At 69.8% G+C, this 23792-nt stretch carries 21 protein-coding genes and 2 pseudogenes; 13 read left to right on the forward strand and 10 right to left on the reverse strand.

The features are described 5' to 3' along the window. Positions 1 to 3 precede the first annotated feature (3 nt). The 4 genes from ABFJ78_RS24385 to ABFJ78_RS24400 all read left to right on the forward strand — a co-directional run bounded on the left by ABFJ78_RS24385 (position 4) and on the right by ABFJ78_RS24400 (position 3545). Entirely contained in the window at positions 4 to 453 is a 450-nt protein-coding gene (locus ABFJ78_RS24385) for an FAD-dependent oxidoreductase (protein WP_436388666.1), read from the forward strand. Further along, a complete protein-coding gene (locus ABFJ78_RS24390) occupies positions 434 to 1651 on the forward strand; it encodes a phytoene desaturase family protein (protein WP_436388667.1) in 1218 nt (405 codons plus the stop codon). The genes ABFJ78_RS24385 and ABFJ78_RS24390 overlap by 20 nt, the downstream gene beginning before the upstream one ends. A 68-nt stretch (positions 1652 to 1719) precedes the next feature. Next, entirely contained in the window at positions 1720 to 2598 is an 879-nt protein-coding gene (locus ABFJ78_RS24395; protein ID WP_436388668.1) for an SDR family oxidoreductase, read from the forward strand. 110 nt (positions 2599 to 2708) lie between these two features. Beyond that, on the forward strand, positions 2709 to 3545 hold the full coding sequence (locus ABFJ78_RS24400; RefSeq protein WP_436389011.1) for an alcohol dehydrogenase catalytic domain-containing protein: 837 nt from the start codon (positions 2709 to 2711) through the stop codon (positions 3543 to 3545). A gap of 390 nt (positions 3546 to 3935) precedes the next feature. Here ABFJ78_RS24400 and ABFJ78_RS24405 read toward each other — a convergent pair whose 3' ends face one another. Together ABFJ78_RS24405 and ABFJ78_RS24410 are read right to left on the reverse strand one after the other, a co-directional pair. Then, entirely contained in the window at positions 3936 to 5390 is a 1455-nt protein-coding gene (locus tag ABFJ78_RS24405; RefSeq protein WP_436388669.1) for a carboxylesterase/lipase family protein, read from the reverse strand. Further along, on the reverse strand, positions 5387 to 6817 hold the full coding sequence (locus ABFJ78_RS24410; RefSeq protein WP_436388670.1) for a DHA2 family efflux MFS transporter permease subunit: 1431 nt from the start codon (positions 6815 to 6817) through the stop codon (positions 5387 to 5389). Before ABFJ78_RS24410 ends, ABFJ78_RS24405 begins: the two co-directional genes overlap by 4 nt. Before the next feature lie 165 nt (positions 6818 to 6982). Here ABFJ78_RS24410 and ABFJ78_RS24415 point away from each other — a divergent pair, with 165 nt between their 5' ends. After that, positions 6983 to 7543: a TetR/AcrR family transcriptional regulator gene (locus ABFJ78_RS24415; RefSeq protein ID WP_436388671.1), complete on the forward strand. Its 561-nt coding sequence runs from the start codon at positions 6983 to 6985 to the stop codon at positions 7541 to 7543. Here the strand turns inward: ABFJ78_RS24415 and ABFJ78_RS24420 are convergent. Next, positions 7512 to 7934, reverse strand: a pseudogene (locus tag ABFJ78_RS24420) (cyclase family protein); the annotation flags it as partial. The gene ABFJ78_RS24415 and the pseudogene ABFJ78_RS24420 sit on opposite strands and share 32 nt — an antisense overlap. Before the next feature lie 437 nt (positions 7935 to 8371). On the opposite strand from ABFJ78_RS24420, the gene ABFJ78_RS24425 reads away from it, so the two are divergent. Together ABFJ78_RS24425 and ABFJ78_RS24430 are read left to right on the forward strand one after the other, a co-directional pair. Then, the gene (locus ABFJ78_RS24425) at positions 8372 to 8608 is read left to right on the forward strand and encodes a UTRA domain-containing protein (protein WP_436388672.1); all 237 of its coding nucleotides are present in this window, start codon (positions 8372 to 8374) and stop codon (positions 8606 to 8608) included. Positions 8609 to 8762: 154 nt separating this feature from the next. Next, positions 8763 to 9530: an oxidoreductase gene (locus ABFJ78_RS24430; protein ID WP_436389012.1), complete on the forward strand. Its 768-nt coding sequence runs from the start codon at positions 8763 to 8765 to the stop codon at positions 9528 to 9530. A gap of 222 nt (positions 9531 to 9752) precedes the next feature. On the opposite strand, the gene ABFJ78_RS24435 is transcribed toward ABFJ78_RS24430, so the two are convergent. After that, entirely contained in the window at positions 9753 to 10799 is a 1047-nt protein-coding gene (locus ABFJ78_RS24435) for an SDR family oxidoreductase (protein WP_436388673.1), read from the reverse strand. 89 nt (positions 10800 to 10888) lie between these two features. On the opposite strand from ABFJ78_RS24435, the gene ABFJ78_RS24440 reads away from it, so the two are divergent. After that, entirely contained in the window at positions 10889 to 11347 is a 459-nt protein-coding gene (locus tag ABFJ78_RS24440) for a MarR family winged helix-turn-helix transcriptional regulator (protein WP_436388674.1), read from the forward strand. Positions 11348 to 11389: 42 nt separating this feature from the next. On the opposite strand, the gene ABFJ78_RS24445 is transcribed toward ABFJ78_RS24440, so the two are convergent. Together ABFJ78_RS24445 and ABFJ78_RS24450 are read right to left on the reverse strand one after the other, a co-directional pair. After that, positions 11390 to 12379, reverse strand: coding sequence for an amidohydrolase family protein (locus ABFJ78_RS24445; RefSeq protein WP_436388675.1), 990 nt, complete (start codon positions 12377 to 12379; stop codon positions 11390 to 11392). A 195-nt stretch (positions 12380 to 12574) separates the two neighbouring features. After that, positions 12575 to 13522: an NADP-dependent oxidoreductase gene (locus ABFJ78_RS24450; protein ID WP_436388676.1), complete on the reverse strand. Its 948-nt coding sequence runs from the start codon at positions 13520 to 13522 to the stop codon at positions 12575 to 12577. Positions 13523 to 13653: 131 nt separating this feature from the next. On the opposite strand from ABFJ78_RS24450, the gene ABFJ78_RS24455 reads away from it, so the two are divergent. Together ABFJ78_RS24455 and ABFJ78_RS24460 are read left to right on the forward strand one after the other, a co-directional pair. Beyond that, complete coding sequence (locus ABFJ78_RS24455; protein WP_436388677.1) at positions 13654 to 14118, forward strand: MarR family winged helix-turn-helix transcriptional regulator; 465 nt, start codon at positions 13654 to 13656, stop codon at positions 14116 to 14118. Continuing rightward, on the forward strand, positions 14115 to 14615 hold the full coding sequence (locus ABFJ78_RS24460; RefSeq protein WP_436388678.1) for a helix-hairpin-helix domain-containing protein: 501 nt from the start codon (positions 14115 to 14117) through the stop codon (positions 14613 to 14615). The genes ABFJ78_RS24455 and ABFJ78_RS24460 overlap by 4 nt, the downstream gene beginning before the upstream one ends. Here the strand turns inward: ABFJ78_RS24460 and ABFJ78_RS24465 are convergent. Genes ABFJ78_RS24465 through ABFJ78_RS24475 form a run of 3 tightly spaced genes read right to left on the reverse strand, consistent with a single transcriptional unit; the run spans position 14537 to position 20194 of the window. Next, entirely contained in the window at positions 14537 to 15508 is a 972-nt protein-coding gene (locus tag ABFJ78_RS24465; RefSeq protein ID WP_436388679.1) for an amidohydrolase family protein, read from the reverse strand. The genes ABFJ78_RS24460 and ABFJ78_RS24465 overlap by 79 nt on opposite strands. Before the next feature lie 19 nt (positions 15509 to 15527). Next, positions 15528 to 17486 (reverse strand): YhgE/Pip family protein, encoded by a 1959-nt coding sequence (locus ABFJ78_RS24470; protein WP_436388680.1) that lies wholly within the window; start codon positions 17484 to 17486, stop codon positions 15528 to 15530. Next, on the reverse strand, positions 17486 to 20194 hold the full coding sequence (locus tag ABFJ78_RS24475; protein ID WP_436388681.1) for an MMPL family transporter: 2709 nt from the start codon (positions 20192 to 20194) through the stop codon (positions 17486 to 17488). The genes ABFJ78_RS24470 and ABFJ78_RS24475 overlap by 1 nt, the downstream gene beginning before the upstream one ends. Before the next feature lie 81 nt (positions 20195 to 20275). Here ABFJ78_RS24475 and ABFJ78_RS24480 point away from each other — a divergent pair, with 81 nt between their 5' ends. Beyond that, the gene (locus tag ABFJ78_RS24480) at positions 20276 to 20932 is read left to right on the forward strand and encodes a TetR/AcrR family transcriptional regulator (protein WP_436388682.1); all 657 of its coding nucleotides are present in this window, start codon (positions 20276 to 20278) and stop codon (positions 20930 to 20932) included. A 2-nt stretch (positions 20933 to 20934) separates the two neighbouring features. On the opposite strand, the gene ABFJ78_RS24485 is transcribed toward ABFJ78_RS24480, so the two are convergent. Next, a complete protein-coding gene (locus ABFJ78_RS24485; RefSeq protein WP_436389030.1) occupies positions 20935 to 21150 on the reverse strand; it encodes a hypothetical protein in 216 nt (71 codons plus the stop codon). A gap of 96 nt (positions 21151 to 21246) precedes the next feature. Between ABFJ78_RS24485 and ABFJ78_RS24490 the strand changes: the two are divergent. After that, positions 21247 to 21420, forward strand: a pseudogene (locus ABFJ78_RS24490) (Lsr2 dimerization domain-containing protein); the annotation flags it as partial. 302 nt (positions 21421 to 21722) lie between these two features. Beyond that, entirely contained in the window at positions 21723 to 23792 is a 2070-nt protein-coding gene (locus ABFJ78_RS24495; protein WP_436388683.1) for a phospholipase effector Tle1 domain-containing protein, read from the forward strand.

Below are 23792 nucleotides of genomic sequence, written 5' to 3' on the forward strand. Positions count from 1 at the left end.
GCCGTGTACGACGCCATCGTCGTCGGTGCCGGCACGAACGGTCTTTCCCTGGGACTGAACCTGGCGACCGCCGGCCTTCGCACGGTGATCGTCGAAAGCAGCGACCGCGTCGGTGGTCAGGCGACCACGGAGCAACCGCTGCTGCCCGGCTTCTTCGTCCACCCCCACGCCAACTATCTGTCCTATCAGGACCTCGCGGCCCGGCAGGAGAACCCCGCCTGCCGGGCGATCACCACCCCCACCGTCGTGGCGGAAGCACAGCACGGCCNAGCAACCGCTGCTGCCCGGCTTCTTCGTCCACCCCCACGCCAACTATCTGTCCTATCAGGACCTCGCGGCCCGGCAGGAGAACCCCGCCTGCGGGGCGATCACCACCCCCCCCGTCGTCCCGGAAGCACAGCACGGCCTGTGCTTCCGGGACGGCCGGCCGCCGGTGATCATCTACCGTCGTGACCTCAAGAAGAAGACGCGCGGTTCGCTTTCCCGCTATTCGGCTCGTGACGCCACGACCTACGAACGCTGCAAGGCCATTGCCGACCGGTTCACGCCCGCGTTGTCCGGGCTGTTCTTCTCCTCGCCCCGCGCGACACAGTTCGCCGCCTATCTCGACCGCATCTCGACGGCCTTCCGCGGCCTGGTCGATCCGGAGAGTCTCGGGCGGTTTTCCGCGCGGGACCTGATCGACCGGCTCTTCGAAACCGACGAAGTCCGCACCTTGTTCTACCTGCTCGCCGCGGAGTTCTCCGGCGACCTCGACGAGCCGGGCGGGGACGTGGGTCTGCTCGGCTACGTTTTCTGGCTGCTCGGCAGGCGCGCGCTTCCGCTGGGCGGGATGATCGCGGTACCCGAAGCCCTGGCGGAGGCAGCGACGGCCGCGGGTGCGGATCTCCGGCTCGAGTCCGAAGTGGAGCGTGTGCTCACGGAAGACGGTGTCGTCGCGGGAGTACGGCTTCGCGGCGGAGATGTCCTCACCGCCCCGATGGTCGCGGCGAGCATCGGTCATGGTGCCGGCTTGCTGGAACGCGATGTGCTGTCCGCATCCGAACTGTCGGCCCTGTCCCGGTTCCGGGAGGCGGGTTCGAACCTGCTCGGGAGCTACGCGGCGTGCCTCGACCGAGCGCCCGAGTACAAGAGCGGCGCGCACAATCCGGACATCAACACCTGCGCCCAGACCTTCATCGGCCTCGATACCACCCGCGAAGTCGTCAGCCACCTACACGACGTGCGTTCCGGTCGGCTGCCCGCTCCGTGCGGTGCCGTTCGGGTGAACACGCTCTGGGATCCGGCCCAGGCACCCGCCGGACACCATGTCGCGGGAGCCGACTGCGCGTTCCCGGACGGACTGACCGGAGACCACCTGACCGGCATCGAGCGCACCTACCCGGCCGCCTTCGCGAGGATGTGGAGCGAGTACGCGCCGGGCATCGGTGACCACGTCCTCGCCCAGCGCGTGTCGCTCACCGCGAACGTCAACCGCAAGATGCTGGTGCGAGAGGGCGACGCCCAATACCGCGGTGGTGTCCGGGGAATGTACTTCTGCGGCTCCTCGACCCATCCGGGAGGCGGCGTGCACGGCGCCTGCGGCGTCAACGCCTTCGGAGTCATGATGGCCGACCGCCGGCGTGGCGCCGTCACCCGATCAAGACCATGACAGTCACTGCTATCACCGGGTACGATGATGGGAGTTGGTCTCATCACTGTTCATCGGAAGGCTTCTCCATGCGGATCTTCGTCACGGGCGCGTCAGGCTGGGTCGGCTCGGCGGTCGTCCCCGAACTCCTCAGCGCGGGCCATCAGGTCACCGGGCTCGCCAGGTCGGACTCGTCGGCCACCGCGATCGCCGCCGCGGGCGCCGAAGTGGTTCGCGGTTCCCTGGACGATCTGGACGTCCTGCGCGCCGCCGCGGTCGAATCCGACGGGGTCGTCCACCTGGCGTTCATGCACGATTTCGCGCGGTTCGACGCCTCGGTCGCCGCGGACGCGCGAGTCATCGAGACGCTGGGCACCGCCCTGGAGGACACGGGCAAACCGCTGGTCGTCACGGCCGGGACACCTGCGCTACCGGGACAGGTGGCCACCGAGCGCGATCGGCCGCCGGCCGGCTCACCGGCCGCGGGACGGGCGGCCAACGCCGAACTGGCGCTCGGGCTCGCGCGCCGGGGCGTCCGCTCGTCGGTCGTGGGACTGCCCCGGTCGGTGCACGGTGAAGGTGATCACGGCTTCATCGGCCGGCTGATCGACATCGCACGGGAGAAGGGCGTCTCCGGCTACGTGGGTGACGGGTCCAACCGCTGGCCCGCCGTGCACGTGAAGGACGCCGCGCGCGTGTACCGGCTGGCCGTGGAACAGGCCCCCGCCGGGTCGATGCTGCACGCGGTCGGCGACGAGGGCGTCCCCACCCGCGACATCGCCGCGGCGATCGGTCGCCACCTGAACCTGCCGGTGGCTTCCGCACCCGCCGAGGACTTCGGTTTCCTCGGCGGGCTTCTCTCGGTCGACCAGCCCGCCTCGGCCGCCCTGACCCGCGAGCAGCTCGGCTGGCAACCGACCGAGCCGGGGCTGATCGAGGACATCGACAAGGGCCACTACTTCGGCTGACCAGGGACACCCCGAACAGTCACAGGACGAGAAAGCAGAACGAATTCATGCGACAAGTACGGTATGACAGCTTCGGCGGAGTCGACCGATTGTGGATCGACGACGTGCCGATGCCGGAGGTGTCTCCAGGACAAGCGATAGTGCGGGTTCAGGCGTCATGCATCAACCCAGGCGCTCTGTCCGCGCTCCACGGAGCGCCCTACACGCCCATCCGCGACCTGGCGGGCGTGGTCATGAGCGTCGGTGACGGTGTACAGGACGTGCGGGCCGGAGACGAAGTACTCGGCTGGTCACAGGAATGGTCCGCCCACGCGGAGTACGTGGCCGTTCCGGCAACGCAGCTGATCGCCAAGCCGCTCGGCCTGCCCTGGGACGTCGCCGGTTCCCTCTTCGTCACACCCATGGCCGGTCTGGCCGGGTTCAACGCCGTCGAGCCCGCCGCGGGAGAGGTCGTCGTCGTATCCGGCGCCACCGGCGGTGTCGGCTTCACCGCCGCACAGCTCGCGCGACGCACCGGCGCGACCGTGCTCGGTATCGGCAACCCCGCGAAGGCCGGCCACCTGCGGGCGCACGACATCATCCCGGTCCCCTTCGACGGCGACATCGCCGAAGCTGTCCGGAACGCCGCCGACGGCCGCAAGATCGACGCCTTCATCGACGCGGTCGGATCGGGCTACGTCCGGCTCGCCCTGGATCTCGGAGTACCTCCGGAACGCATCACCACCGCAGTCGACTACCAGGCCGCCAAGGAGCACGGAATCGCGGCGAAAGGCACCATGGACGCCGGCGGTCTGCCGGCCCTCCGCATGCTGGCCGGCCTCGCCGCCGCGGGTGACCTCGACATACCCATCGCCGCGACATACCCGCTGGCCGAGGTGAAAGCCGCGTACACCACCCTCGCCGAGCACCGGCCGTTCGGCCGCGTCGTCCTGCACCCGCAGGAGTAGGTGGCTTCCGCCCACCTGTCGCGGGAACGCCGAACGCTAGCCGGCGGAGATCCGCTGCCTCGACGAAGGCCGCGAACCGAAACCTTGCTCGCGCGGCGCATCCGGCCTCGCCCGCGCGGCACGATACGTCCGGTCTCGTCGGCGAGCGTCAGGTGAACTCCGAGCGCCTCCTGACGCCACCGCCCCGCCCCAGTCCGACCGGCCCCCGGGACGGGCAGAGCTGTTCAGTTCCACCGGCGGTCCAACGGGACGCTGGGCGATCCCACGACGCCGGTACACGCCCGGAAACATCATCTCGTGGCCGGCGACGAGCGAGACGCGTGGGACGAGCTGCCGGGCATCCGGGTGCGCCGCGCCGCTCCGCGGCCGGCGGCGCGGCGCGACGGTTCCTCAGCGTGCCCGCCGCAATCGGTCGGGTGGCAGGGTGAAGGCGTCGGGGATTTCCCGGGTCTTTTCGTCGAACACCATGACCGGACGGGTTTCGGCGTCATAGGTACTCCATCCGGGTCTGCCGTCGCGCACGAAGCGCACGAGTGCGTCGTGCAGAGCGGTCGCCAGCCGAGCCGGCGCGTCGGGTCCCAGCAGACCGGCCGCGCCGGGAGCGTCGAGATGGTCGAAGACGAACGGGAGATCGGCACAGTGAGCGGCACCGAACCCGGGCGCGGGCCAGACGAATTGGTAAGCATAGGTGGGAATTCCGGCCTTCGCGGCACTGTCGGCGATGTCGCGCGCAGGGCCGCGGAAGTTGCTGTCGGTCAGCGCCTGCGCGAGAGCGTGCCCCGGATTGTCCGTCGCCAGGACGCGCAGATACTCCACCAGGTCCTGGCCGGTGAGCCCGAGGTTGGCGAACCCTTGTCGGCAGGCCTCGGTGGAAGGGGCGGGATTCAGCGGGCCGAGCATGAAGTTCCACTCTTCGGCCGTGGTGCCGATCATGAGCGCGTCCAGGGTTCCCTCGGCGAGCGCGTCGTACGGCGAAGCGGACACGACGGTTCCGTCCAAAGTGGGCTGCCAGCGCAGGGAATCCCGCCGTACCCGCCGGGCCCGGGCATCGACGTCGGCCGGGGGTGTCCGGACTTCGTGTGGCAGCCATGCGGCCTCCAGCTGCAGGCGTTTCCGAACCGGTGCGCCGGCGAGCGCAGTGCGCGTGCGGGCCGTGCCGAGCAGCGCGGCGAAATCCTCGGACAGCTGCTGTGCCCGGGTGAGCGAGGAGAGCAGTGGGGTGCCGGCACTCATCGCGGCCAGGCGGTGGAACAGCCCCCGTGCGCCGGGGCAGCCGGTGAGGGCAAGGGTGGCAGCGGCCCCGGCGGACTGTCCGGCGATGGTGACGTTGGCCGGGTCGCCCCCGAAGGCTTCGATGTTGTCGCGAACCCAGCGCAGCGCCATGGTGATGTCGAGCAGGGCCCGGTTGGCCACATCGTCGTCGAGGAGCATGAACCCTTCGGCGGCAAGGCGGTAGTTGGGCACGACGAGCACGATGCCGTCGCGTGCGAAGGACGCGCCGGTGTACCACGGGCTGGCGTTGCCTCCGCTGAAGAATCCGCCGCCGGGCAGCCACACCAGGACCGGGTGCGGGCCATCGGGGTCTGCGGGCGCGTAGACGTTCAGGTTGAGGGGGTTTGGGCCCTCGACGACGGGATCGGGAAAAAGTTCCCGGGCGGCGCGGGGGTGTGCTGCCGTCGCGCCGGGGGCGGTGGCCTCGAAGACGCCGTCCCACGCTGCGAGCGGGCGAGGCGGGTCGAACGCGTGCTCCGGGTAAGGGGCGGCGGCGTAGGGGATGCCCAGGAATTCCCGGTATCCGGGGCGATCCAGTCCCCGGACCAGACCGTGCTCGGTGTGCACCATCATGCGTCTTTCCCTTGGAGCAGCAGCGAAAGAAGGGCCGTGACGAGACTCATCGCGGCGATGCCGTAGAACGCGACGCGATAGCCGTCGACGACAGCTGCGGAGCCTGCCGCCGCGCCGTGGTGGGTCACGGTGGAGGCGACGGTGACCAGTGCGGCCAGACCGAGGGCCGCGCCGAGCTGACGGCACATGTTCAGCAGACCGGACGCGACGCCGGCGTCGCGCGGGGCGACCCCGGTCGTGGCGGCGACGATCGCCGGCATCATCGTCAGGCTCGTGCCGGCACCGATGACCATGGTGGGGAGCAGAACGTCGCCGACATAGCCGGTGTGCGCGGGTAGCCGCGCCACCCACACCAGTCCTGCGGCGGCGACCAGGCAGCCGGCGATGACCATGGGGCGCGGGCCGATCACGGGGATCAGCTTCTGGGAGGCGAGGACACCGATGCTGATGACGGACACCATCGGCAGCAGCGACAGCCCGGTCCTCAACGCGCTCTCGCCGAGCACCTGCTGCAGGTACAGCGAGAGGAAGAACAGCGGTGCGGTGATCACCACACCCATGCACAACGTGAGCACGTTGCCGACGCGCACGTTGTGGAGTCGGAAGACGTCCGGCGGGATGAGCGGCTCGCCGGCGCGGCGTTCGATCGCAACGAACGCGGCGAGCAGCACGACTCCGCCGGCCAGCAGGACGAGGACCTGGCCGGATGTCCAGCCGTGGTCCGGGGCGACCGATACGCCATAAACGATCGCAGCCGCGGCCAGGGTGATCGTCACGGCACCCGGGACATCCATCCGGGCACGGGTCGCGGTGGACACCGAGGGCCGCAAACCGAGCAAACCGGCCGCGAGCAGGCAGCCGCCGATGGGCACGTTGACGAGCATCACCCAGCGCCAGCTCAGCGAGGCGGTCAGCAGGCCGCCGAGCACGATGCCGGCCGCACCGGCGCTGGAGGCGGCGACCCCCCACCACGTCATGGCACGGGTGCGCTGAGCCGGTTCGGTGTGGCTGGCCGTGATCAGACTCAGGCTGGCCGGGGCGAGGGCGGCGGCGCCCAGCCCCTGGACCACGCGCGCCGCCAGCAGCGTCCATCCCCGGGTGGCCAGGCCGCCGACGAGACTGGCCGCCGTGAAGACGACCAAGCCGATCAGGAAGACGCGGCGGCGGCCGAACAGATCGCCGGCGCGCGCGGCCAGCAGGAGCAGGCCGCCGAACGCGATCAGATAGCCGTTCACCACCCACTGCTGCGCGGTGACCGACAGGCCGAGTCCGGCCTTCATCGACGGCAGTGCCACGTTCACGATGCTCGAGTCGAGCACCACCATGAACTGCGCGACGCAAGAGATCACGGCGACGAAGGCCAGGGGCACGCCGGGTTTGGCGACCTCCTGCGCGGCCGGCGTCCCTGATAGACGTTCTCGAGGCATGGAGAAGCTCCTCCGCACTGTCCGGATGTCCGCCGAGGCCCGCCGGAGATAATGGCGGATAGCCTCTCCGGCAACGGTACGGCAATACCGGATAGGCTGTCCACTACAGTGGCGCCTCGTGCGGACGGGCGCCGAGCGTGCGGCGACAGGGATCGGAGCAGAGCGATGACTCCAAACAAGCCGGCCTTCCCGACCCGGCGGGCGGCCGCCGAGCGCAACCGCGACAAGATCCTGGCCGCGGCCCGCGCGGCTTTCGCCGATGGCGACACCGGCATCTCCATGGCCGAGGTCGCCCGGCGCGCGGGCGTCGGCATGGCCACGCTCTACCGCAACTTCCCCGGACGACGGGAACTACTCGAAGCCCTCTACGCCGACGAGGTCGACGCCATCTGCGAAGCCGCGGTGATCGAAGACGGGCAGACGCCCGCAGCGGCGCTCAACACCTGGCTGCGCCTGCAGTTCGACTTCATCTCCCACAAACGCCTCATCGTCTCCGAACTGCTGGAGCACACCGACGGGGACGGCCCGGCCAGCCGGCGCGAGCAGGCGCTCGACGCCGGCCGCCCACTGCTCACCGCAGCACAGCGCGCCGGTGAAGTCCGCGACGACGTCACGCTCGAGCAGGTCTTCGACATGATCGTCGCCATCGCGAAGATCCCCGGCACGCCGGACTACCTCGAACCGATCATCGAGATCATGCTCGACGGGCTCGTGGCCGGCGGCTGAGCTCAGAAGATCGCGAGTGGATCGACCGGGAGCCCGGTGGCGCCACGCACGGGAAACGCGCCCAGCGTGAACAGGAAGCCGTACCGCCCGGTTTCGGCGCAGGCCCCGTGCCGGCTCGGCGACGTTGAGGCAGTCGATCAGGGGCATCCCCAGTTGAGCGAGTCGCCGAGGTCTCCGGCGTAGAGGCACACCTCGTGTTCGGCCATCCATTCGACGGCGCTGCGCGAGGTGGTCGGCAGGGGCCGAAGGGATCGTCGGCGGCGGCCCAGCCCGCGCGCACGACGAGGGCGCCGCCGGACTCGACTCGCGTTCCCTGGCGCTTCTCGGCCGCGGCGAGATCGTCGGCGGTCACCACGTGGTTCTCGGCGAGCCGGCCGCCGGGCGCGAGGTCGAGGAGCCACGCTACCGCTTTCGTAGCTCCTGATCAGGGAGCTGTGGTCACCAGGCCCGGCATGACTGATAGGGACACGGCCTCCGCAAGGTAGGTCTCGTCGTAACGTGAGTGCCGGCGCTCGATGCCTGATCGGTGACCACATCGCGGCGACCGAACGGCATGGTGCATGAGCAGCACTTACAGCGTGTTCCTCGGCCTGGACGTCGGTAAGGAAGCCCACCACGTGGTCGGTCTCGACCCCGACGGGAAGCGGCTGCACGACGGGCCGCTGCCCAACACCGAACCCAATCCCTCGGCCGCACTCCCGGCCGGCGGACGCTGGAGCTGGCGCTGCGGCCGGCGGATCCCGCGGCGGCCGCCGCCCTGCACGTCGAGGAGGGTGCGCTGGTGGTGCAGGGCTGCGGCTGCGCCTGCTGGACCTGCAGAGCCGTGGCGTGGAGTTCGCCGCCGCGTCCCACGTCATCGACGCCGTGGCGGCCGATGGGACCGACGCGGCGCAGCTTGAGGTGCCCGAAGGCACTCCGCTGCTGCGGCAACGGCGAAGTGCGCGGAACCCGCAGGGCGTCATCATCGAGCACAACGACGACCGCTACCTCCCGACCGAGATCGCGTTCACGCTCGAGAACGCCCCGAACGTGCGCGCCCCTCTGGTCCGCCGCGCTCAGCCCTGAAGCAGAAGGAACGGGAATGACTCAGTCCACAATAGACCTCGCCGGGCCCGACATCGCCATCGGCCGCCGGCACGGCTCGGCAAAGCACGAGGCACCGAAGGTCCTGCCGACGGTGGCGTCGGCCCGATGACGGCCGGGAAACCCGCACCTGGAGCTGCGCGACGATGACGGTGGTGCCGTCGTCGTGCCAGGGCCTGTGCGGACTGGTCCGGCCGAGATCGGGAACACCGTCGACCTGGTTTTCGTCGCCGTCAAGTCGACACAGGTGGAGTCGGCGGCGCCGTGGCTTTCCGCCCTGTGCGGCCCGGAAACCGTTGTCTGCGTGTTGCAGAACGGCGTCGAACAGGAAGAGCTTTTCGCGCCGTACTCGTCCGGCGGGCCGCTGCTGCCCTCGGTGGTGTGGTTTCCCGCCCAGCGCGAGCCGGACGGTTCGGTGGGGCTCCGCGGCGAAGCCCGCCTGACCCTGCCGGACACGCCGGCGAGCGGCGTGGTGCTCGCGGCGCTGCGCGGCACCCGGTGCGCGGTCGACGTGGCCGGGGATTTCACGACCGTCGCGTGGCGGAAGCTGCTGCAGAACGCGGTCGCGGGTCTGATGGTGCCGACCGGCCGCCGAGCCGGCATGTTCGCGCGAAGCGATGTCGCCGAACTGGCCCTGGCCTACCGGCGGGAGTGCCTCGAGGTCGCCCGTGCGGAGGGCGCGTCGCTGGGCGACGAGGTCCCGCAGGCGATCGTCGACGAGTTCCGCGGGTTCCCGCCCGACCTGAGCACCTCGATCCTCACCGACCGAGAGGCGGACCGGCCCCTGGAATGGGACAGCCGGAACGGGGTCGTGCTGCGACGTGGCCGGTCCCGCGGCATTCCCACTCCGATCAGCGACCTGGTCGTGCCGCTCCTGGCGGCCGCCGGCGACGGACCGGGCTGACCGGCGGCCTTCGCCGGCGGGCCGTGCGTTCAGGTCATCGCGCCACGCGATGGCCAATGAGGACGGAGGGAGGCCGTCGACCGATACGAAGGCCGGCCCAGGCCGTGCGCAGAAGCGCTGAGTGGAGGCCTGGCCGCCGGAGGTTCAACCGACTGCGCCGGACATTCCGCGCACCCGCCGAGCGTGAGCCGGCTCCGGCCCGGGCTTCGCACGCCGGTGTCCCTAATCGAGCACCGGCTCGAACAGGGCCGGTGGCACCGGGGGCTTCGCCAGGAGGGCGGCGAGCCGCGGGATCTGATTGGCCACGGTCGCGCTGTGCTGCCTGAACCCCTCGATCGAGGTGAACTCCTGGATCACCAGCAACGGTCCGTCCGTCTCGCCGTGGGTGCGGTGCACCGTGTACCGCAGGCATCCCGGTTCGGCGCGGATCCGCGGAGCGAGTTCGGCGAGCAGCGCGACGAGGTCCTCGCGTCGTCCGTCCTTGGGCTCCATTGTGGACACTGCAACCACCGTGCCGGTCGGGGCCGGCTGGCCGGCCTGTAGGTGTGCGAGTGCCTGATCCGCTTCGGCCCGGTTGCCCAGCCGGAACTCCTGGCTGCGCGCCTCGGAGGCCGAGGCGGCGACAGCGATCGCGCCGACCTGGTCGGCGCTGACCCAGTCCGGTGCCGCGGTGTCGGTGAGGCGGGTGCCGACCGGGCCGAGGACGAGGGCGTGGGCCCGCTGTGGACCGGTGAGTTCGGCTTCGGCGACTCGTCGCATCATCAGCAGGGCGGCCTGCTCCATGCTGACCAGGCCACTGCCGGGAACCGGCGTGAGCGCGGAAGTCCCGACGATCAGCGTGTAGGTGCCGCGGGTGCTCAGCTTGGGCAGGAAGGCCCGCAGGACGGCCATGTGTGTGGAGGCGAGCCCGACGAAGGCGCTCTGCCAATCGCTCTCGTCGATCTCCCAGAGCGGTTTGCTGGCCCACCAGCCACCGATCGGAGCTACCACATCGTCGACGCCGCCCAGCCTGCGCTCCATCTCGTCGGCGAGTTGCGCGGCTCCGGGGAACGTCGTGTAGTCGTGCACCACCAGGTGCAGCCGATCGTCGGCCGCGTCGCCGAGCACGTGCCGGAACTCGTCGGCCCGTTCCCGGGTGCGGGTCGGGACCACGACGTCCGCGCCGGCGGTGAGGTAAGCGCGGACGACACCTTCGCCGACAGCGCCTGTGCCACCGGGCACGACAACGCGGTGACCGGACAGATCGGGATGTGCAGTGCTGTGGTTCATGAGACCGCTCCTCCATGAATGTTGGGGTAACCAACGTTGGTAGTCCCAACATAACACATGTTGGGACTACCAACGGTTAGAGTGAGTACATGGTGGTCACGAATCACGGATTGCAACCCCCGGCCCGGCTGCACGGGCTTGTCAGCTGGCAGGCGAACAAGGTGGCCACGCTGGGCGCCCGACTGACCGCGGAACGCATGCCGTTGGGTGCCCGCGCCGATTTCGCCGTGCTGGCCGCGCTGGAGGAGTACGGGGCGCTCAGCCAGGCCGAGATCGGCCGCCGCCTCGGCCTGGACCGCAACGACGTCAGCGGCATACTCGCCCAGCTGGAAAGCGGACGCCGGGTCGACCGTCAGGCCGATCCCGGCAACCGGCGTCGCAACCTCGTCACCCTCACCGCCGCCGGAAGGCAGTACCTCGAAGAACTCCAACAGCACGCCGACACCGTCCAGGCCGAACTCCTGGCCGGCCTCGACCGGACCGAGCAGCGGCAGCTCCAGTCGTTACTGGCCAAACTGCTCGACAGCCACGCGGCGCAGCCAGCGTAGGCGTGGCGTGCCGTTCAGACGCGGATGGAAACTCGCCGGGTGTCAGCGTCGGATGCCCGCGACGATCCTTTCCCAGTTGCGGTAGGCGAGGCCTTCGCGTTCGGTGGCGCTGATCGGCGCTGTCTCGAGGAAGCGCCGCGCGGAGCCGTCGCGCTCCCGGTTGAACGGGTAGTCGGAGGCGTACATGACACGCTCCGCCCCCACGGTCTCCATGCTCCACCGCAGGTACTTGTGACTGGAGATGCCACCGGGTGTGATGTGGACGTTCGAACGGAAGTACTCCGCGACCGGGCGCTGGAGGCGAGTGACCCCGTCCAGCACGGCGATGCGGTCGAGATAGAACAGGACGACCTCGCCCCAGTGGCCGAGGATCACCTGGAGATCGGGGAAACGGTCGAACAACCCCGCCGTGATCATCCGCACGAGAGTCAACCCCGCGTCGTAGTGCCAGCCGATGGCTCCGGTCGCCAGCAAGTCGTTCACGGAGCCGTCGAACCCGCCGTAGTACGTCTGGTTGATCACCGGCAGCGGAGCGCGTGGGTGGAGATAAATGGGCGCGCGCAGGTGCGCGGCCGCCTCGTAGATGTCCCAGAACTCGATCGCGTCCACACCACGATCACCGGAACGCGCGTTGACCATCGCCCCGTTGAGCCCCAGCTCGACGACCGCGCGCCGCAGCTCGGCCGCGGCCGTTGCCGGAGCGGGCGTCGCGAGCGTGGCGAAGCCCTGAAACCGCTCGGGGTGGCGCCCGACGGCAGCGGCGATGGCGTCGTTCGTGGGCTCCTGCAACGCCCTCGCCTCGGCCGGGGACAAGTTCTGCAGACCCGGCGTCGAGACGGACAACACCGCCACATCGATCCCAGCGTCATCCATGGCGGCGAGCCGACCCTGGTCGAGATCCAGCAGCGCCGGCGTGATGTCGCCGGCGACCGCCCACCGCATCATCGGCTCACTGAACCCCGGATCCCGCCGCTGCCACGCCTCCACCACCTCGGTGGTCGCCATGTGCTCTTCCAGAGCGTAGATCCTCATCGAAAACCCCATTCAACTGCTGCGACGGCTCGGCTCGAGCAAGGGCGTCCGCCGCCCGGGCGTCGAAGTCGGCGGACCAGGACGGCACGACGTTGTGCACGAACTGGTCCCGGGTGCGTCCAGCGACGCTGACCGCGGCCGGCGGGAGCCTGCTCGCTCATGAACCGTGTCCGCGCCGGCCCCATCCGGAGCGGGTCAGAGGGCGACCACGATCTTGCCCCGGGCGCCGCCGGTGGCAAGGGTGGCGAGTCCTTCGGCGGCGTGGTCGAGGTCGAGGACCTGGGCAACACTGACCCGCATGGAGCCGTCCGCCACCTTCGCCGCGATCGGGGCGGTGACCTCGCGGGTGGCGTGGCCCATCACCTTGTGGCCGAGCAGACCGGCGCCGGCGAGCGTGTCCTCGTCGGGCCCCATCGTGGTGAAGGAGACCACGCCACCCTTCTTCACCGCGCCGAGGGGAATCTGCTCGGCGGTGTTGCCCGCGAGGTTGACCAGGGCGTCGACGCCGTCGGTGTAGTGGGCGAGGACCTGGTCTGTCACCGATCCGGCGGTGAAGTCGACGGTCTTTCCGGCTCCGAGTTCGCGGAGCCGCTCGAAGTCGGCAGCGGTACCGGTGGCCACGACCTCGGTCTGCCGGGCGGCGAGAAGTTGCACCACATAGGAACCCACCCCGCCAGACGCGCCGTTGACCAGGACCACGTTCCCGGCGCCGGCCGTGTCGCCGAGGGCGTCGACGGCGGCCGCGGCCGCGGCGGAGGCGAGCGGGAGCGCCGCGGCGGTGACGAAGTCCAAACCCTCGGGCACGACCTCGACACCGGCGGCCGGCAGCACGGCGTACTCGGCCACCGTGCCGGCCTGGATCGGCGGAGCCAGCAGGATGTGGCCGTAGACGTGGTCGCCGACCTTGACGTGGTCGACTCCGGCGCCGACGGCCTCGACGACACCAGCGGCATCGCGGCCCACGACGAGCGGGTACTCGTGCGGGATCATGCCGGACATGGCGCCGGTGGCGAGGATGTTGTCGATCGGGTTGAGCCCGGCCGCCTTGACGCGAATCAGGACAGTGCCCTCGCCGGCCTCCGGGGTCGGGAGGTCACCGAGGACGGGCTGCTCACCGGCAGCGGAGACGTGCAGTGCGCGCATGGTCGTTTCTCCAGTTGTCGTGCGATCAGAAACTTCACGCATGAACCAAAGTAGGCTGATAACGCTTCATGGCGCAAGTAATTCCGCGGAGTTTTGATTCACGCGTGAAGTAGGTCGGGTAGGCTGGAGACATGGCGGTCACCGAACCGAACTGGCTGAACCAGCAGGAGAAGCAGGCGTGGACCGCACTGACGAGCGTGCTGACACGCCTGCTACCCGCCCTGAACTCGCAGCTCATGCGCGAGTCGGGCATCACGCACTTCGAGTACATCGTGCTGTCCGGGCTCTCCGACGCCCCGGACCGCACGATGCGGATGAGTGACCTCGCCGCCGCCGCGGGAGCGGCGTTACCTCGGCTCTCCCAGGTAGTCAGCCGGTTGGAAAAGCGGGGTTGGGTCGGCCGCCACACCGATCCCGGGGACGGCCGGTGCGTGCTGGTGGCACTGACCGAGCCGGGCTGGGAAAAAGTGGTGGCAAGCGCACCCGGACACGTCGACGAGGTGCGACGCCTGGTGTTCGACCGGCTCACCAAGGCACAGGTCACGCAGCTGGCCACGATCGGTCACCGGATCGCCGGCACCGGCGACGGCGGATGACCCTCACCGAGCTACGAGACCTGATCGAGCTCTGCGGTGCCGGAGAGGTGCCGGGAGAGGAACGAGGACGCTCGCCGCAGGGCGGCGTCTGCCTCGTCGAGGAGGGTGGCGACGGCTTGGAAGACGTGGTGGACGCCGGGAGTGATGTCGAGGGTGATCGCCACGTTGTCGGTCGCGGCATCCCCCACGACAGCCCCGAGCGCATCAAGGCCGGCTTGCAGTACACGCTGTCGCAGGCTTCCGACAACGGGCACTGCTACCTGCCCGAACCGAACCTGATCACCGAGCTGTCGAAACTCACGGTTCGCCTGGGTGGGTACCGGTGCAGGGGCGCCGAGGTCGTGCGCGGCTGCGGGATCGGTCACGTCCCAGAGGATGACCGTCTTCGTCAGGTTTGTCGTCGCGAGGAGCCTGCCGGTCAGCTTTTGAGGCGCGGGAACAAATTCTCCGAGTTGCCGCGATCGATGGCCGCGCGCAGTTTGTCGTCCAGCGGGTAACGCTCGAACTGCTTGTTCAGGAACGACACCGCGGGCGGTGGGGCGAAGGGGAAGTCGCTGCCGTAGGTGATGTGGTCCGGGTCGGCCACTTCCAGGAGGCTCGGCAGGGCGGCGGGTGATGCCGACAGCGCGATGTCGTAGTAGAACTGGCGCAGCACCGCGAGCTGCTTGGGCACCTGGTGCTTCTGGTCGAGCAGTGTCCACGCCTGCTGCGCCTTGTTCTTGGTGCTCAACATCGTGAGCAGGATGCGGTAGGAGATGTAGGGCACGAACCCGCCGGCGTGGGCGAGGATGAACTTGATCCCGGGGTATTTCGCCATCGCGCCGGACAGGATGAGGCTGATCGCCGTGCGGGTGGTGTCGAGCAGGAAGTCCGCGGTGAACGTCGGGATGCCGGGTACAGCCGGGCCGGGCAGCTCCCCGGGGTGGATGAACACCGCGACCTGCCGGTCGTGCAGGAACTGCAGCAGCGGGGCGAAGCCGGGGTCGCCGAGGTAGCGGCCGTCGTTGTTGGCCAACAGCACGATGCCGTCGGCGCGCAGTGTGTCGAGCGCGTACTCGGCTTCGGCGAGTGCGCCGTCGACGTCGGGCAGCGTCAGCGTCGCGAAGAACCCGAAGCGGTCCGGGCGATCCGCGACCACGGAAGCGGTGTACTCATTGACGTCTCGGGCCCAACGGCGTGCCTCGGCGACGTCGCCGAAGTAGACCCCCGGCGTGGACAGCGACAGGATTCCGGTGCGGATCCCGTGACCGTCCATGAACTTCAGCGCGGCCGAGGGCGACCACGACGGCAGGTCGATGCCCCCGACCCGGATGCCCTTGTCGTTCAACCAGTTCGCGTAGTGCGGTGGTACGAGATGCTGATGGGTGTCGATGCGCTGGGCACGGCTCATCGGAGCGATCCTTTCTCGGTCAGACGGTCGCGAGCGGGTGTGCGTGGCGGAGCCGGATGCTCTTGGCGGACAGGTAGCGGCGGCGGTCGGTGATCAGGATCGAGACGAGGGTGCCGACGATCAGCCAGGCGGCGAGCTGGGCGATGCCGGTGGTGAGGCCGGTGCCGTCGGTTGCCGCGGCGCGCAGGGCCAGGACGGCGCCGTGGGTCGGGAGGTAGTCGGCGAGTGCGTAGAGCGGTTTGGGGAGGGTCGAGACGACGCCGGTCGCGCCCGCGAGGACCAGTACGGCTAAGGAGGCGATCCGGCCGGCGCGGCCGAAGATCGCCGTGGCGGCCTGGTTGAGGGCGACGAACGCGGACGCGGCGAGCAGCGCGATCAGCAGGAAGCCGATGGTGCCGGCGACGCCGAGTTTCAGGACGGGGACGGCGATCGCGGTGATGGCGAGCGCCGCGAGGGCGGCCGCGGTCGCGCCGGGGATGGCGGCGCGGAGGATGATCCGCCAGGTGGGTTCGCGGGCGGTCAGGACGGCGTCCGGGACGGCGCGGGTGACGATGTAGGTCGCCAGGGCCAGCGCCCAGAGGGCGAGCGCGGCGAACAGCGTCAGGGCCAGGGTGCCGATCGGGGTGCCGTCGGTCGTGGCGGTGCTCGGGTCGGCGGCGACGGTCTTGAGGTGGGCGCGTTCGGCGTCGGTGTAGGACGGCACTTGGTCGCGGCCCTGGTTCAGCTGGCCGGCGAGTTCCCCGGCGCCGTCGGCGGCTTTCTTGGTCCCGTCCGTCAGCTGTCCGGCTCCGGAAGCGAGCTTCTGCGCGCCGGAGTTGGCTTGCCGGACGCCGTTGTCGAGCTGCCTCGCGCCGCCGGCGGCGGACGCGATTCCGGCGGCCAGCTCCTTGGACTTCGTGGCGAGCTGGGCGTTGCCGTCGGCGACCTTGCGGGCTCCGGTCGCCAGGGCCTGGATGGAGTCACGCGTCTTGACGACGTTGGCGCGGACGGTGGCCTTGACCCCGTCGATCTTGCCCGCGTCGGTGGTGAACCGGTCCGCGGCCTGCCGGAGTTCGGCGCAGAACGCCGGGGGGCCGGTGCATTCGTCGGCGAGCTGCCGGAACTGCTGGGCGGCGCCGCTTGCCGAGGGGAGGGCGTCGATGGCGGCGATGATCCGGTTGGCCAGCGGGACGACGACGGCGGCGAGTTGTTCGTTGCCGTCGGCGACCTGGTCGGCGCCGTCGGCCAGCTGCCGCGTCAAGGCGGGCAGCTGGGCGGTGTCGCGCTCGGCTTGGGTGAGCCCGGAAGCGAGCTTGCCGGAGCCGGTGGCGAGCTGGGCGGTTCCGGCGGCGAGCTGGTCGGCGCCGGTGCGCAGCTGTCCGGCGGCGTCGTCCAGCCGACGGGTTCCGTCGGCCAGCTGGGTCGCACCGTCGGCGGCTTGGCCGACTTTCTGGTGCAGCGTCGTGAATCCGATGTAGACGTTGTCCAAATAGGTCTGCACGACCTGCTGGTTCAACGTCCGTTGCGCGGCTTGGGCGATGTGGTCGGCCAGGCCGGGATCGCTGACGCCGGCGGCATCGGACGTCTGCACCTGTACCTGGGCCTGCCGTGCTTCGAGGGGTTTGCCGGTGGCGGCCGAGGTGGCGCGGGCGGAGAAGTCCTTCGGGATGGTCACCGTGGCGGCGTAGCTGCCGTCGGCGAGGCCCGCGGCGGCATCCCGTGCGTCGGTGAGGACCCAGGTGTAGGCGGAATCTTCGCCGTGGGTGAGGTATCCCGCGAGCTGGCGGCCGAGCGGGATGGTCCGGCCGTTGACCTGGACGGGTTCGTCGTTGTTGACCACGGCGGCCTTGGCGGTGCCGTGGTTGGTGTCCGGTGCCCAGAACGCCCAGGTGAGCAGGCCCATGATGATGAGTGGGACGGCGATCAGGCCGGTCCAGGTGCGCCAGGTCAGCGGGCCCGTGGCGAGGGCGCGGGCGGAGTTGGCGAAGGGCTTGAGCATCAGAAGACCTCGGCGGGCTGGACGGCGGTGAGGGCGTGCAGGTGCGCGGCGGCGGGCAGCAGGTCCGCGATGCGCTCGGGGTCCTGGCAGGTCAGCACGAACGTCGTGGTGCCCCGCTCGGCGAAGAGCCGGCGGACGTGGTCGCGAAGGTCCGCGCGCAGCACGAGGTCGACGTCGTCGACCACGACGAGCCCGGCGTCGCCGTCGCGGGCGATCTGCCGTGCCGGGTCGTTCGTGCCCCGGCACGGGATGACGGCGACGTCCCGGCGCAGGGCGTGGGTGTGCTGGGGCAGCACCCGGCCGAGCACCTTGAGGTCGCCGGTGAACTTGGTGACCCGGCCGGCGAGCGTGTACGCCAGCGCGGTCTTGCCGCAGGCCCCCGTGCCGTGCAGCACCAGCACGCCGCCGCGGGGCACGCGCAGGTCGACGTCGCGGTACACCGGACGGCCGCGGTCGTCCTCCATGCGCAGGTCGCGGGCGCTGATCGCCTCGTCGGTGCCGGGCCAGCCGGCGAGCCGGAGTTCGTGGACGAGGGCGTCGCCTTCGGCGTCGAAGACCGGCAGCGTCCGGTCGAGCTTCGGCGGCAGCCCCCAGGCGCGGCGGCCCAGCAGCGCCAGCACCGCGGGCACCAAGGTCATGCGGACGATGAAGGCGTCGATGAAGACGCCGACGGCGAGGCTGAAGGCGATCGGTTTGATGGTGGCGCTGCCTTCGGGGACGAACGCGGCGAACACCGCGAACATGATCACCGCCGCCGCTACCACCACGCGCGAGGCGGAGATGAACCCGGACTCGATCGCGTGGTGCGGATCGCCGTGGTGCACGTAGTCCTCGCGGATGCGCGAGACGAGGAAGACCTCGTAGTCCATGGCGAGTCCGAAGAGGACACCCATGAGGATGATCGGCAGGAAGCTGATCACACTGCCGGTGTGCGTCACGTTGAGGACGTCCGCGAGGTGGCCTTGGACGAACACGAAGGACGTCGCGCCGAACGCCGCGGCGACCGAAAGCAGGTAACCCGCGGTGGCCTTGATCGGCACCCAGATCGAGCGGAACACCATCGCGAGCAGAATCAGCGAGAGCCCGACGACGAGGATGCCGAACGGGAGCAGGGCGCTGCCGAGCTGGGTGGAGACGTCGATGCCGACGGCGGTGATGCCGGTGACCGCGGTCTGCGTCCCATAGACGTCACGGAAGTGCGGCTCCAGGCCGCGTAGTCGGGAGACGAGGTCGTCGGTCTGCGCGGAGTCCGGGGCGGTGGTCGGGATGACCTGGATGATGCCGGTGTCGCCCTTGGGATTCGGGGTGGCCAGGGGAACCGAGGCGACCCCGGGGACGCCGCGGATCTCGTCGGCGATCTTGTTCACCAGGCCGATCGGGTCGGTGCTGGTGATGATGTCGGCGGTGACGATCAGCGGGCCGTTGTAGCCGGGGCCGAAGTGCTCGCTGACGACCTCGTAGGTGTCGCGGGCCGGGCTGCCGTGCTCCTCGGTGCCGTTGTCCGGCAACGCCAGCCGCAACGACGTCCCGGGAATCGCGCAGACGGCCAGGCCGGCGACCACGACCAGCACGGTGACCAAGGGCGCCTTCGTCGCGGTGCGCACCCACCAGCGCGCGACCTGCGGCTTCCGGCGGCGCTTGGTCCGCTTCGGTTTCGAGGTACGCGGCCGCAACCGCCGGCCCGCGAAGGACATCAGCGCCGGCACCAGCGTGACGGCGATCGCGACCGCCAGGGCCACAGCGACCGCGGCGGCGACGCCCATGGTGGTCAGGAACGGAATCCCCGCCACGGCCAGGCCGAGCAGGGCGATGACGACGGTGAGACCGGCGAAGATGACCGCCGACCCGGCGGTGGCGGTGGCCCGCGCGATCGACTCCTCGACGTCGAGGCCCTCGGCGAGCTGGTCGCGGTGCCGGGACAGCAGGAACAGGGCGTAGTCGATGCCGACCGCGAGCCCGATCATCACCGCCAGCATCGGCGCGGTGGAGGAGATCGGCGTGACCAGGGTGGCGAGGAAGATCAGCCCGATGGCGACGCCGACGCCGAGGATCGCCGTGACCAGCGGCATGACCGCGGCGATCAGCGAGCGGAACATCAACACCAGCACCAGCAGCGCGATGAGCAGGCCGATGCCCTCGGTCGGGCTGAGCTTCGGCACCCGGTTGGAGAACGCGTCACCGCCGGTGTACACCTTCGCGCCGGTCTGCTTCCCGAGGTCGTCGGCGATCGCGGAGAGCTGCGTCTTGGTGGCCGGGTCAACCTGAGCGAGCTGCACCTTCAACGGCACGGCGATCAGCGCGGCCCGGCCGTCACCCGACACCGCGCCGTGGACGTTCTCGTCGAACGGGTTCACCACGGTGGCGACCTGGTCGAGCTTCCCGATCCGGGTCACGGCCTCGGACACCGCGGCGCGGTTGCCCGGGGTGTCCGCCTTCGCGCCGTCCGGGACGAGCAGGACCAGCTGGGCCGACGTGCCGCTCACCTCGGGGAAAACCCGGCCGAGGTGATCCAGCGCGTCCTGCGACTCCGACCCGGGGATGGCGAACGCGTCGTCGGTGCCGTGGTCGAACAGCAGCGCCGCCCCGCCGGCCGCCGCCAGTACCACCACCCACAGCGCCAGCACGAGCACCCGGGCACGGGCGGCGGCGCGGCCCAGCCGGTAGAGGAGCGACGACACGAGGACTCCTGACCACGTTGGATACGTCATGTATCGTAATACAGGATGTATCCGATGCGGAGCGGATCCCGTCACTCCACCGGGTGAGACGGGGAAAGTAGGGTGAGCGACATGGCGACCACCAGCGCGGGTCTCGGCACCCCGAAGGGCATGACCCGGCGCCGCGCGGAGACGCGGCGGCGGGTCATGGCGGCGGCCTACGAGGTGTTCACCGAGCTGGGCATCCGCGACGCCCCGGTCGAGCTGATCTGCGACCGCGCCGGCTTCACCCGCGGTGCCTTCTACTCCAACTTCGCCAGCAAGGAAGAGCTGTTCCTGGCGATCTACGAGGTGGAGATGCAGGAGCGCGCCGAGCGGTTGCGCGTCGCCGTCGAAGAGGCAGTCGAGGCCGCACCCGGTTCCGTCGACGAGGTGCTGCAGCAAGCCGGCCTGCTGTTCATGGAGTCCCTCGCCGCCGACGAGACGTGGTACCTGCTCAACGCCGAATTCCGCGCCCAGGCCATGCGGCAGCCGGAACTGCGCGAACCGACCGCGGCCGCCGAACGCCGCTTCCACGACGCGCTCGCGGAAATCCTGCAGAACCTGCTCGGCCGGCTCGACATGCGGCTGGCCGTCAATCCACGCAGCGCCGTCGTCACGATCGTGGCCCTCTACGAGACCATGCTCGAACGCGCGATCCTCGACGAACTCCCCGACAAGGCCGACAGCCGGTACCTGACCGACGTCCTCCCCCGGCTCTTCACGGCCCTGGTCGCCCCCGGCCGGTAGCTTCAGCGTCCCGGGGTGAACGGCTCGGTGCCGAGGACGAGCAGGGACAGGCCCAGTGTCGACAGGATACCGAGGGCGTTCCCGGCAGGATCGAGAAAGGCGCTGCCGCTGTCGCCGGGGACGCCGGGTGTGGGGGCGGCCAGGGCGTGGGTCCAGCCGTCGGCGGACTGGCTCTGCGTGATCTGACCGGTCTGCGGGGAAAGCTCGGAGATGCCCATGCGGAGACTGGAATTGCCGTAGCTGTAGACGCGGTCGCCGGGCTGGGCGCCGATGGTGTTGATGTCGGCTGGGCCGCCCCAGTACGGCAGGCTCGGATTGATCTTGCCGTAGTCCTGACTGTGCAGTTCGGTCTGGATGGCGCGACCTACGAGATCGACCTTTCCGACGACAACGCCGCCGCCCTGCGCGACGAACTCGCCCGGTTCATCGGCGCCGGACGCCGCATCGGCGGCCGCAAGGTCCGCGTCGCGACCGGCCAGTCGACCGCACCCACCGCGCGCTGGTCTCGGTGAGTTCGTTCAGTGCCATCAGGTGTCCCTTCGCAAGCTTGCTCCGCTGAAAATGGAGACATGGGTCAGCATCAAGGCGGATCATTCACTCCGCGGGCTTCTTCCGAGCAGCCGAACTAGCCGACCGCGCGCCGGCTGGCCAATTCGTGGGCCCACCGGGCATCATGACCACGCTTGCAGGTGCCGGTCGTCATCACCACGTCATGCGAAGAGGGGCCGTGCGAGGCAATCGAGACCAGGATCGAAGGGTTGTCTCCCGTTCGCGAAGCGCCCGGCGCGCATTGATCGGGACGCTGCTCGGGGTCGGCGCCGTCAGCTACCTGCTGGCGATCCGCTTCGCCCCGGCACTGCTGGCCGGCACCCAACCGACCGTCGAGGCGCAACTCGCAGCCGAGCAGAACGCGCGGGTGACGGTCACGTCAGCCGGTGCTGCCCTCGCCGTAGCCGCAGGCCTGCTCTTCACTGCATTCAACTACCGGCTGGCGAGGCGCGGCCAGACCGCAGGCCAGGTGACCACCGCGCTCACTCAGCTCGGCGGCACTGAGCTCTACGTGCGAGTCGGTGCGATCCGCTCGCTCGAAGCCCTGGTCCGCGAGTCCCGCGACGATCGTGTGGCCATCCTCGAAGTCCTCGCCTCATTCGTCCGCCACCGCGCGCCGCGCAAGCCACAACGCGGCCCCACAGCTGCGTACCAGCCCGATCTCCCCGACCACCCCGGCCCCGACATCCAGGCTGCGCTCACCGTCCTGTGCCAGCGCGGCATCCAGCACGGACACGTGCCCGGCCTGCGTGACCTGTACCTGGTCCGCGCCGACCTCGGCGGCGCGGACCTGAATGGCGCAGACCTACGCGGGGCCTGCCTCGATCACGCCGACCTGCGGGGAGCGAACCTCACGGCAGCAGACCTCAGGGACACCAGTCTCAGATCCGCCGACCTCTCCGGCACCCGGCTCGACAACGCGCGCCTCGACCGCAGCGATCTCACCGACGCCAACTTGCGGCGCGCCGACCTGAGCAGCGCACGCTTGCCCGACGCCGTCCTGACACGCGCCGACCTTGAGCACATTCAAGCCCGCTCGGCAAACCTGCAGGCAGCGACTCTCATCAGCGCCAAGCTCTGGGCGGCCGCCCTGCCAGGAGGCAATCTGATTGGCGCCGATTTCGACCGCGCAGACCTGCGCTACGCCGATCTGGAGGGAGCCAACCTCTACCAAGCAACGTTGTCGAACGCCGACCTCGGCTCGGCGAACTTGCTGGACGCGAACTTGGAATCCGCCACGCTGTGGCGGGCGAAGTTGCCACAGCCTTTCGACGCCGATCAGGCTGCGGCGGTATCCGAACAGCCATCCGAATCCCCAAAGCGTTCGAGGTTCACCGCCTGGCGAACCGGCCCCAGGAACCTTGTCGTTTGCTGCGACGGCTCCTGGGAAGATCAAGGGCAAACCAACGTAGCCAGGATCGCCCGAGCGGTCGCGGGCACGTCTTCGGATGGCGCCATGCAGCTCACCGTCCACCAACGTTGCCGAACGTCCGACAGCCGAGCTGCGGTGGAACTCGACGTACTCGACACCTACCGGCTCCTGATGCAGAACTTTCGACCCGGTGACCAGCTGTACTTCTTCGGTTTCAGCCGCGGTGCCTACGTGGCACGAACCATGGTGGGCATGATTCTGGCAGCCGGAATTCTCCGCCGAGAACACGCCGATCGCCTCGACGAGGCCTATGCGCTTTACCGAGCCCGGTCATTCCACACCACTCCGCGGAGCTTCACCGCCATCGACTTCCGGCACTCGTACGCGTTCGAGACCAATGTGAAGTTCGTGGGCGTATGGGAGACAGTCGGCCCACTGGGGATCCCGGCCAGTCGGCTGCGCCTGCGTGACCCGCGCTGGCGCCGGTTGATGTTCCACGACACGGCGCTGAGCCGGATCGTGGAAGCCGCCGTTCAGGCACTCGCGATCGACGAGCGACGGGGCAACTACTCGCCGACGCTGTGGCGAGAGAGGCCAGGTGTGGAGCAGATGTGGTTTCCCGGTTCGCACACCGACATCGGCGGCGGCTTCGCCGACAACGGCTTGGCCGGAATCAGCCTGCACTGGATGATGACCAAGGCAGCCGAACGAGGGCTCGCATTCCGGGATAGTCCCATTGAGGCCGACCTGCTCGGCACCTTGCATGCCTCCCAAAGCGCATCACGTCAATCGTACGCTTTGTCGCCCCGTTCGATCGGTATGCTCGCTCCGGCCACCGAACTAGTCTCGGACGCCGCACTGGCGCGTCTGGACGCCATGGCCGACTACGAGCCGGAGAACCTGATCGAGTACCTCGACCGGCACGGCGCTCAGCCATAA

This window comes from Amycolatopsis sp. MEPSY49 (genome assembly GCF_051337345.1).
Lineage (GTDB): Bacteria > Actinomycetota > Actinomycetes > Mycobacteriales > Pseudonocardiaceae > Amycolatopsis.

Bases quoted from the DNA above. Each gene is read 5' to 3' on its own strand.
- ABFJ78_RS24460 (WP_436388678.1), top strand. From the start codon at position 14,115: ATGACCCTCACCGAGCTACGAGACCTGATCGAGCTCTGCGGTGCCGGA.
- ABFJ78_RS24395 (WP_436388668.1), top strand. From the start codon at position 1,720: ATGCGGATCTTCGTCACGGGCGCGTCAGGCTGGGTCGGCTCGGCGGTC.
- ABFJ78_RS24455 (WP_436388677.1), top strand. From the start codon at position 13,654: ATGGCGGTCACCGAACCGAACTGGCTGAACCAGCAGGAGAAGCAGGCG.
- ABFJ78_RS24445 (WP_436388675.1), bottom strand. From the start codon at position 12,379: ATGAGGATCTACGCTCTGGAAGAGCACATGGCGACCACCGAGGTGGTG.
- ABFJ78_RS24480 (WP_436388682.1), top strand. From the start codon at position 20,276: ATGGCGACCACCAGCGCGGGTCTCGGCACCCCGAAGGGCATGACCCGG.
- ABFJ78_RS24485 (WP_436389030.1), bottom strand. From the start codon at position 21,150: ATGGGCATCTCCGAGCTTTCCCCGCAGACCGGTCAGATCACGCAGAGC.
- ABFJ78_RS24435 (WP_436388673.1), bottom strand. From the start codon at position 10,799: ATGAACCACAGCACTGCACATCCCGATCTGTCCGGTCACCGCGTTGTC.
- ABFJ78_RS24410 (WP_436388670.1), bottom strand. From the start codon at position 6,817: ATGCCTCGAGAACGTCTATCAGGGACGCCGGCCGCGCAGGAGGTCGCC.
- ABFJ78_RS24405 (WP_436388669.1), bottom strand. From the start codon at position 5,390: ATGATGGTGCACACCGAGCACGGTCTGGTCCGGGGACTGGATCGCCCC.
- ABFJ78_RS24450 (WP_436388676.1), bottom strand. From the start codon at position 13,522: ATGCGCGCACTGCACGTCTCCGCTGCCGGTGAGCAGCCCGTCCTCGGT.
- ABFJ78_RS24415 (WP_436388671.1), top strand. From the start codon at position 6,983: ATGACTCCAAACAAGCCGGCCTTCCCGACCCGGCGGGCGGCCGCCGAG.
- ABFJ78_RS24465 (WP_436388679.1), bottom strand. From the start codon at position 15,508: ATGAGCCGTGCCCAGCGCATCGACACCCATCAGCATCTCGTACCACCG.
- ABFJ78_RS24400 (WP_436389011.1), top strand. From the start codon at position 2,709: ATGCCGGAGGTGTCTCCAGGACAAGCGATAGTGCGGGTTCAGGCGTCA.
- ABFJ78_RS24475 (WP_436388681.1), bottom strand. From the start codon at position 20,194: ATGACGTATCCAACGTGGTCAGGAGTCCTCGTGTCGTCGCTCCTCTAC.
- ABFJ78_RS24470 (WP_436388680.1), bottom strand. From the start codon at position 17,486: ATGCTCAAGCCCTTCGCCAACTCCGCCCGCGCCCTCGCCACGGGCCCG.
- ABFJ78_RS24440 (WP_436388674.1), top strand. From the start codon at position 10,889: ATGGTGGTCACGAATCACGGATTGCAACCCCCGGCCCGGCTGCACGGG.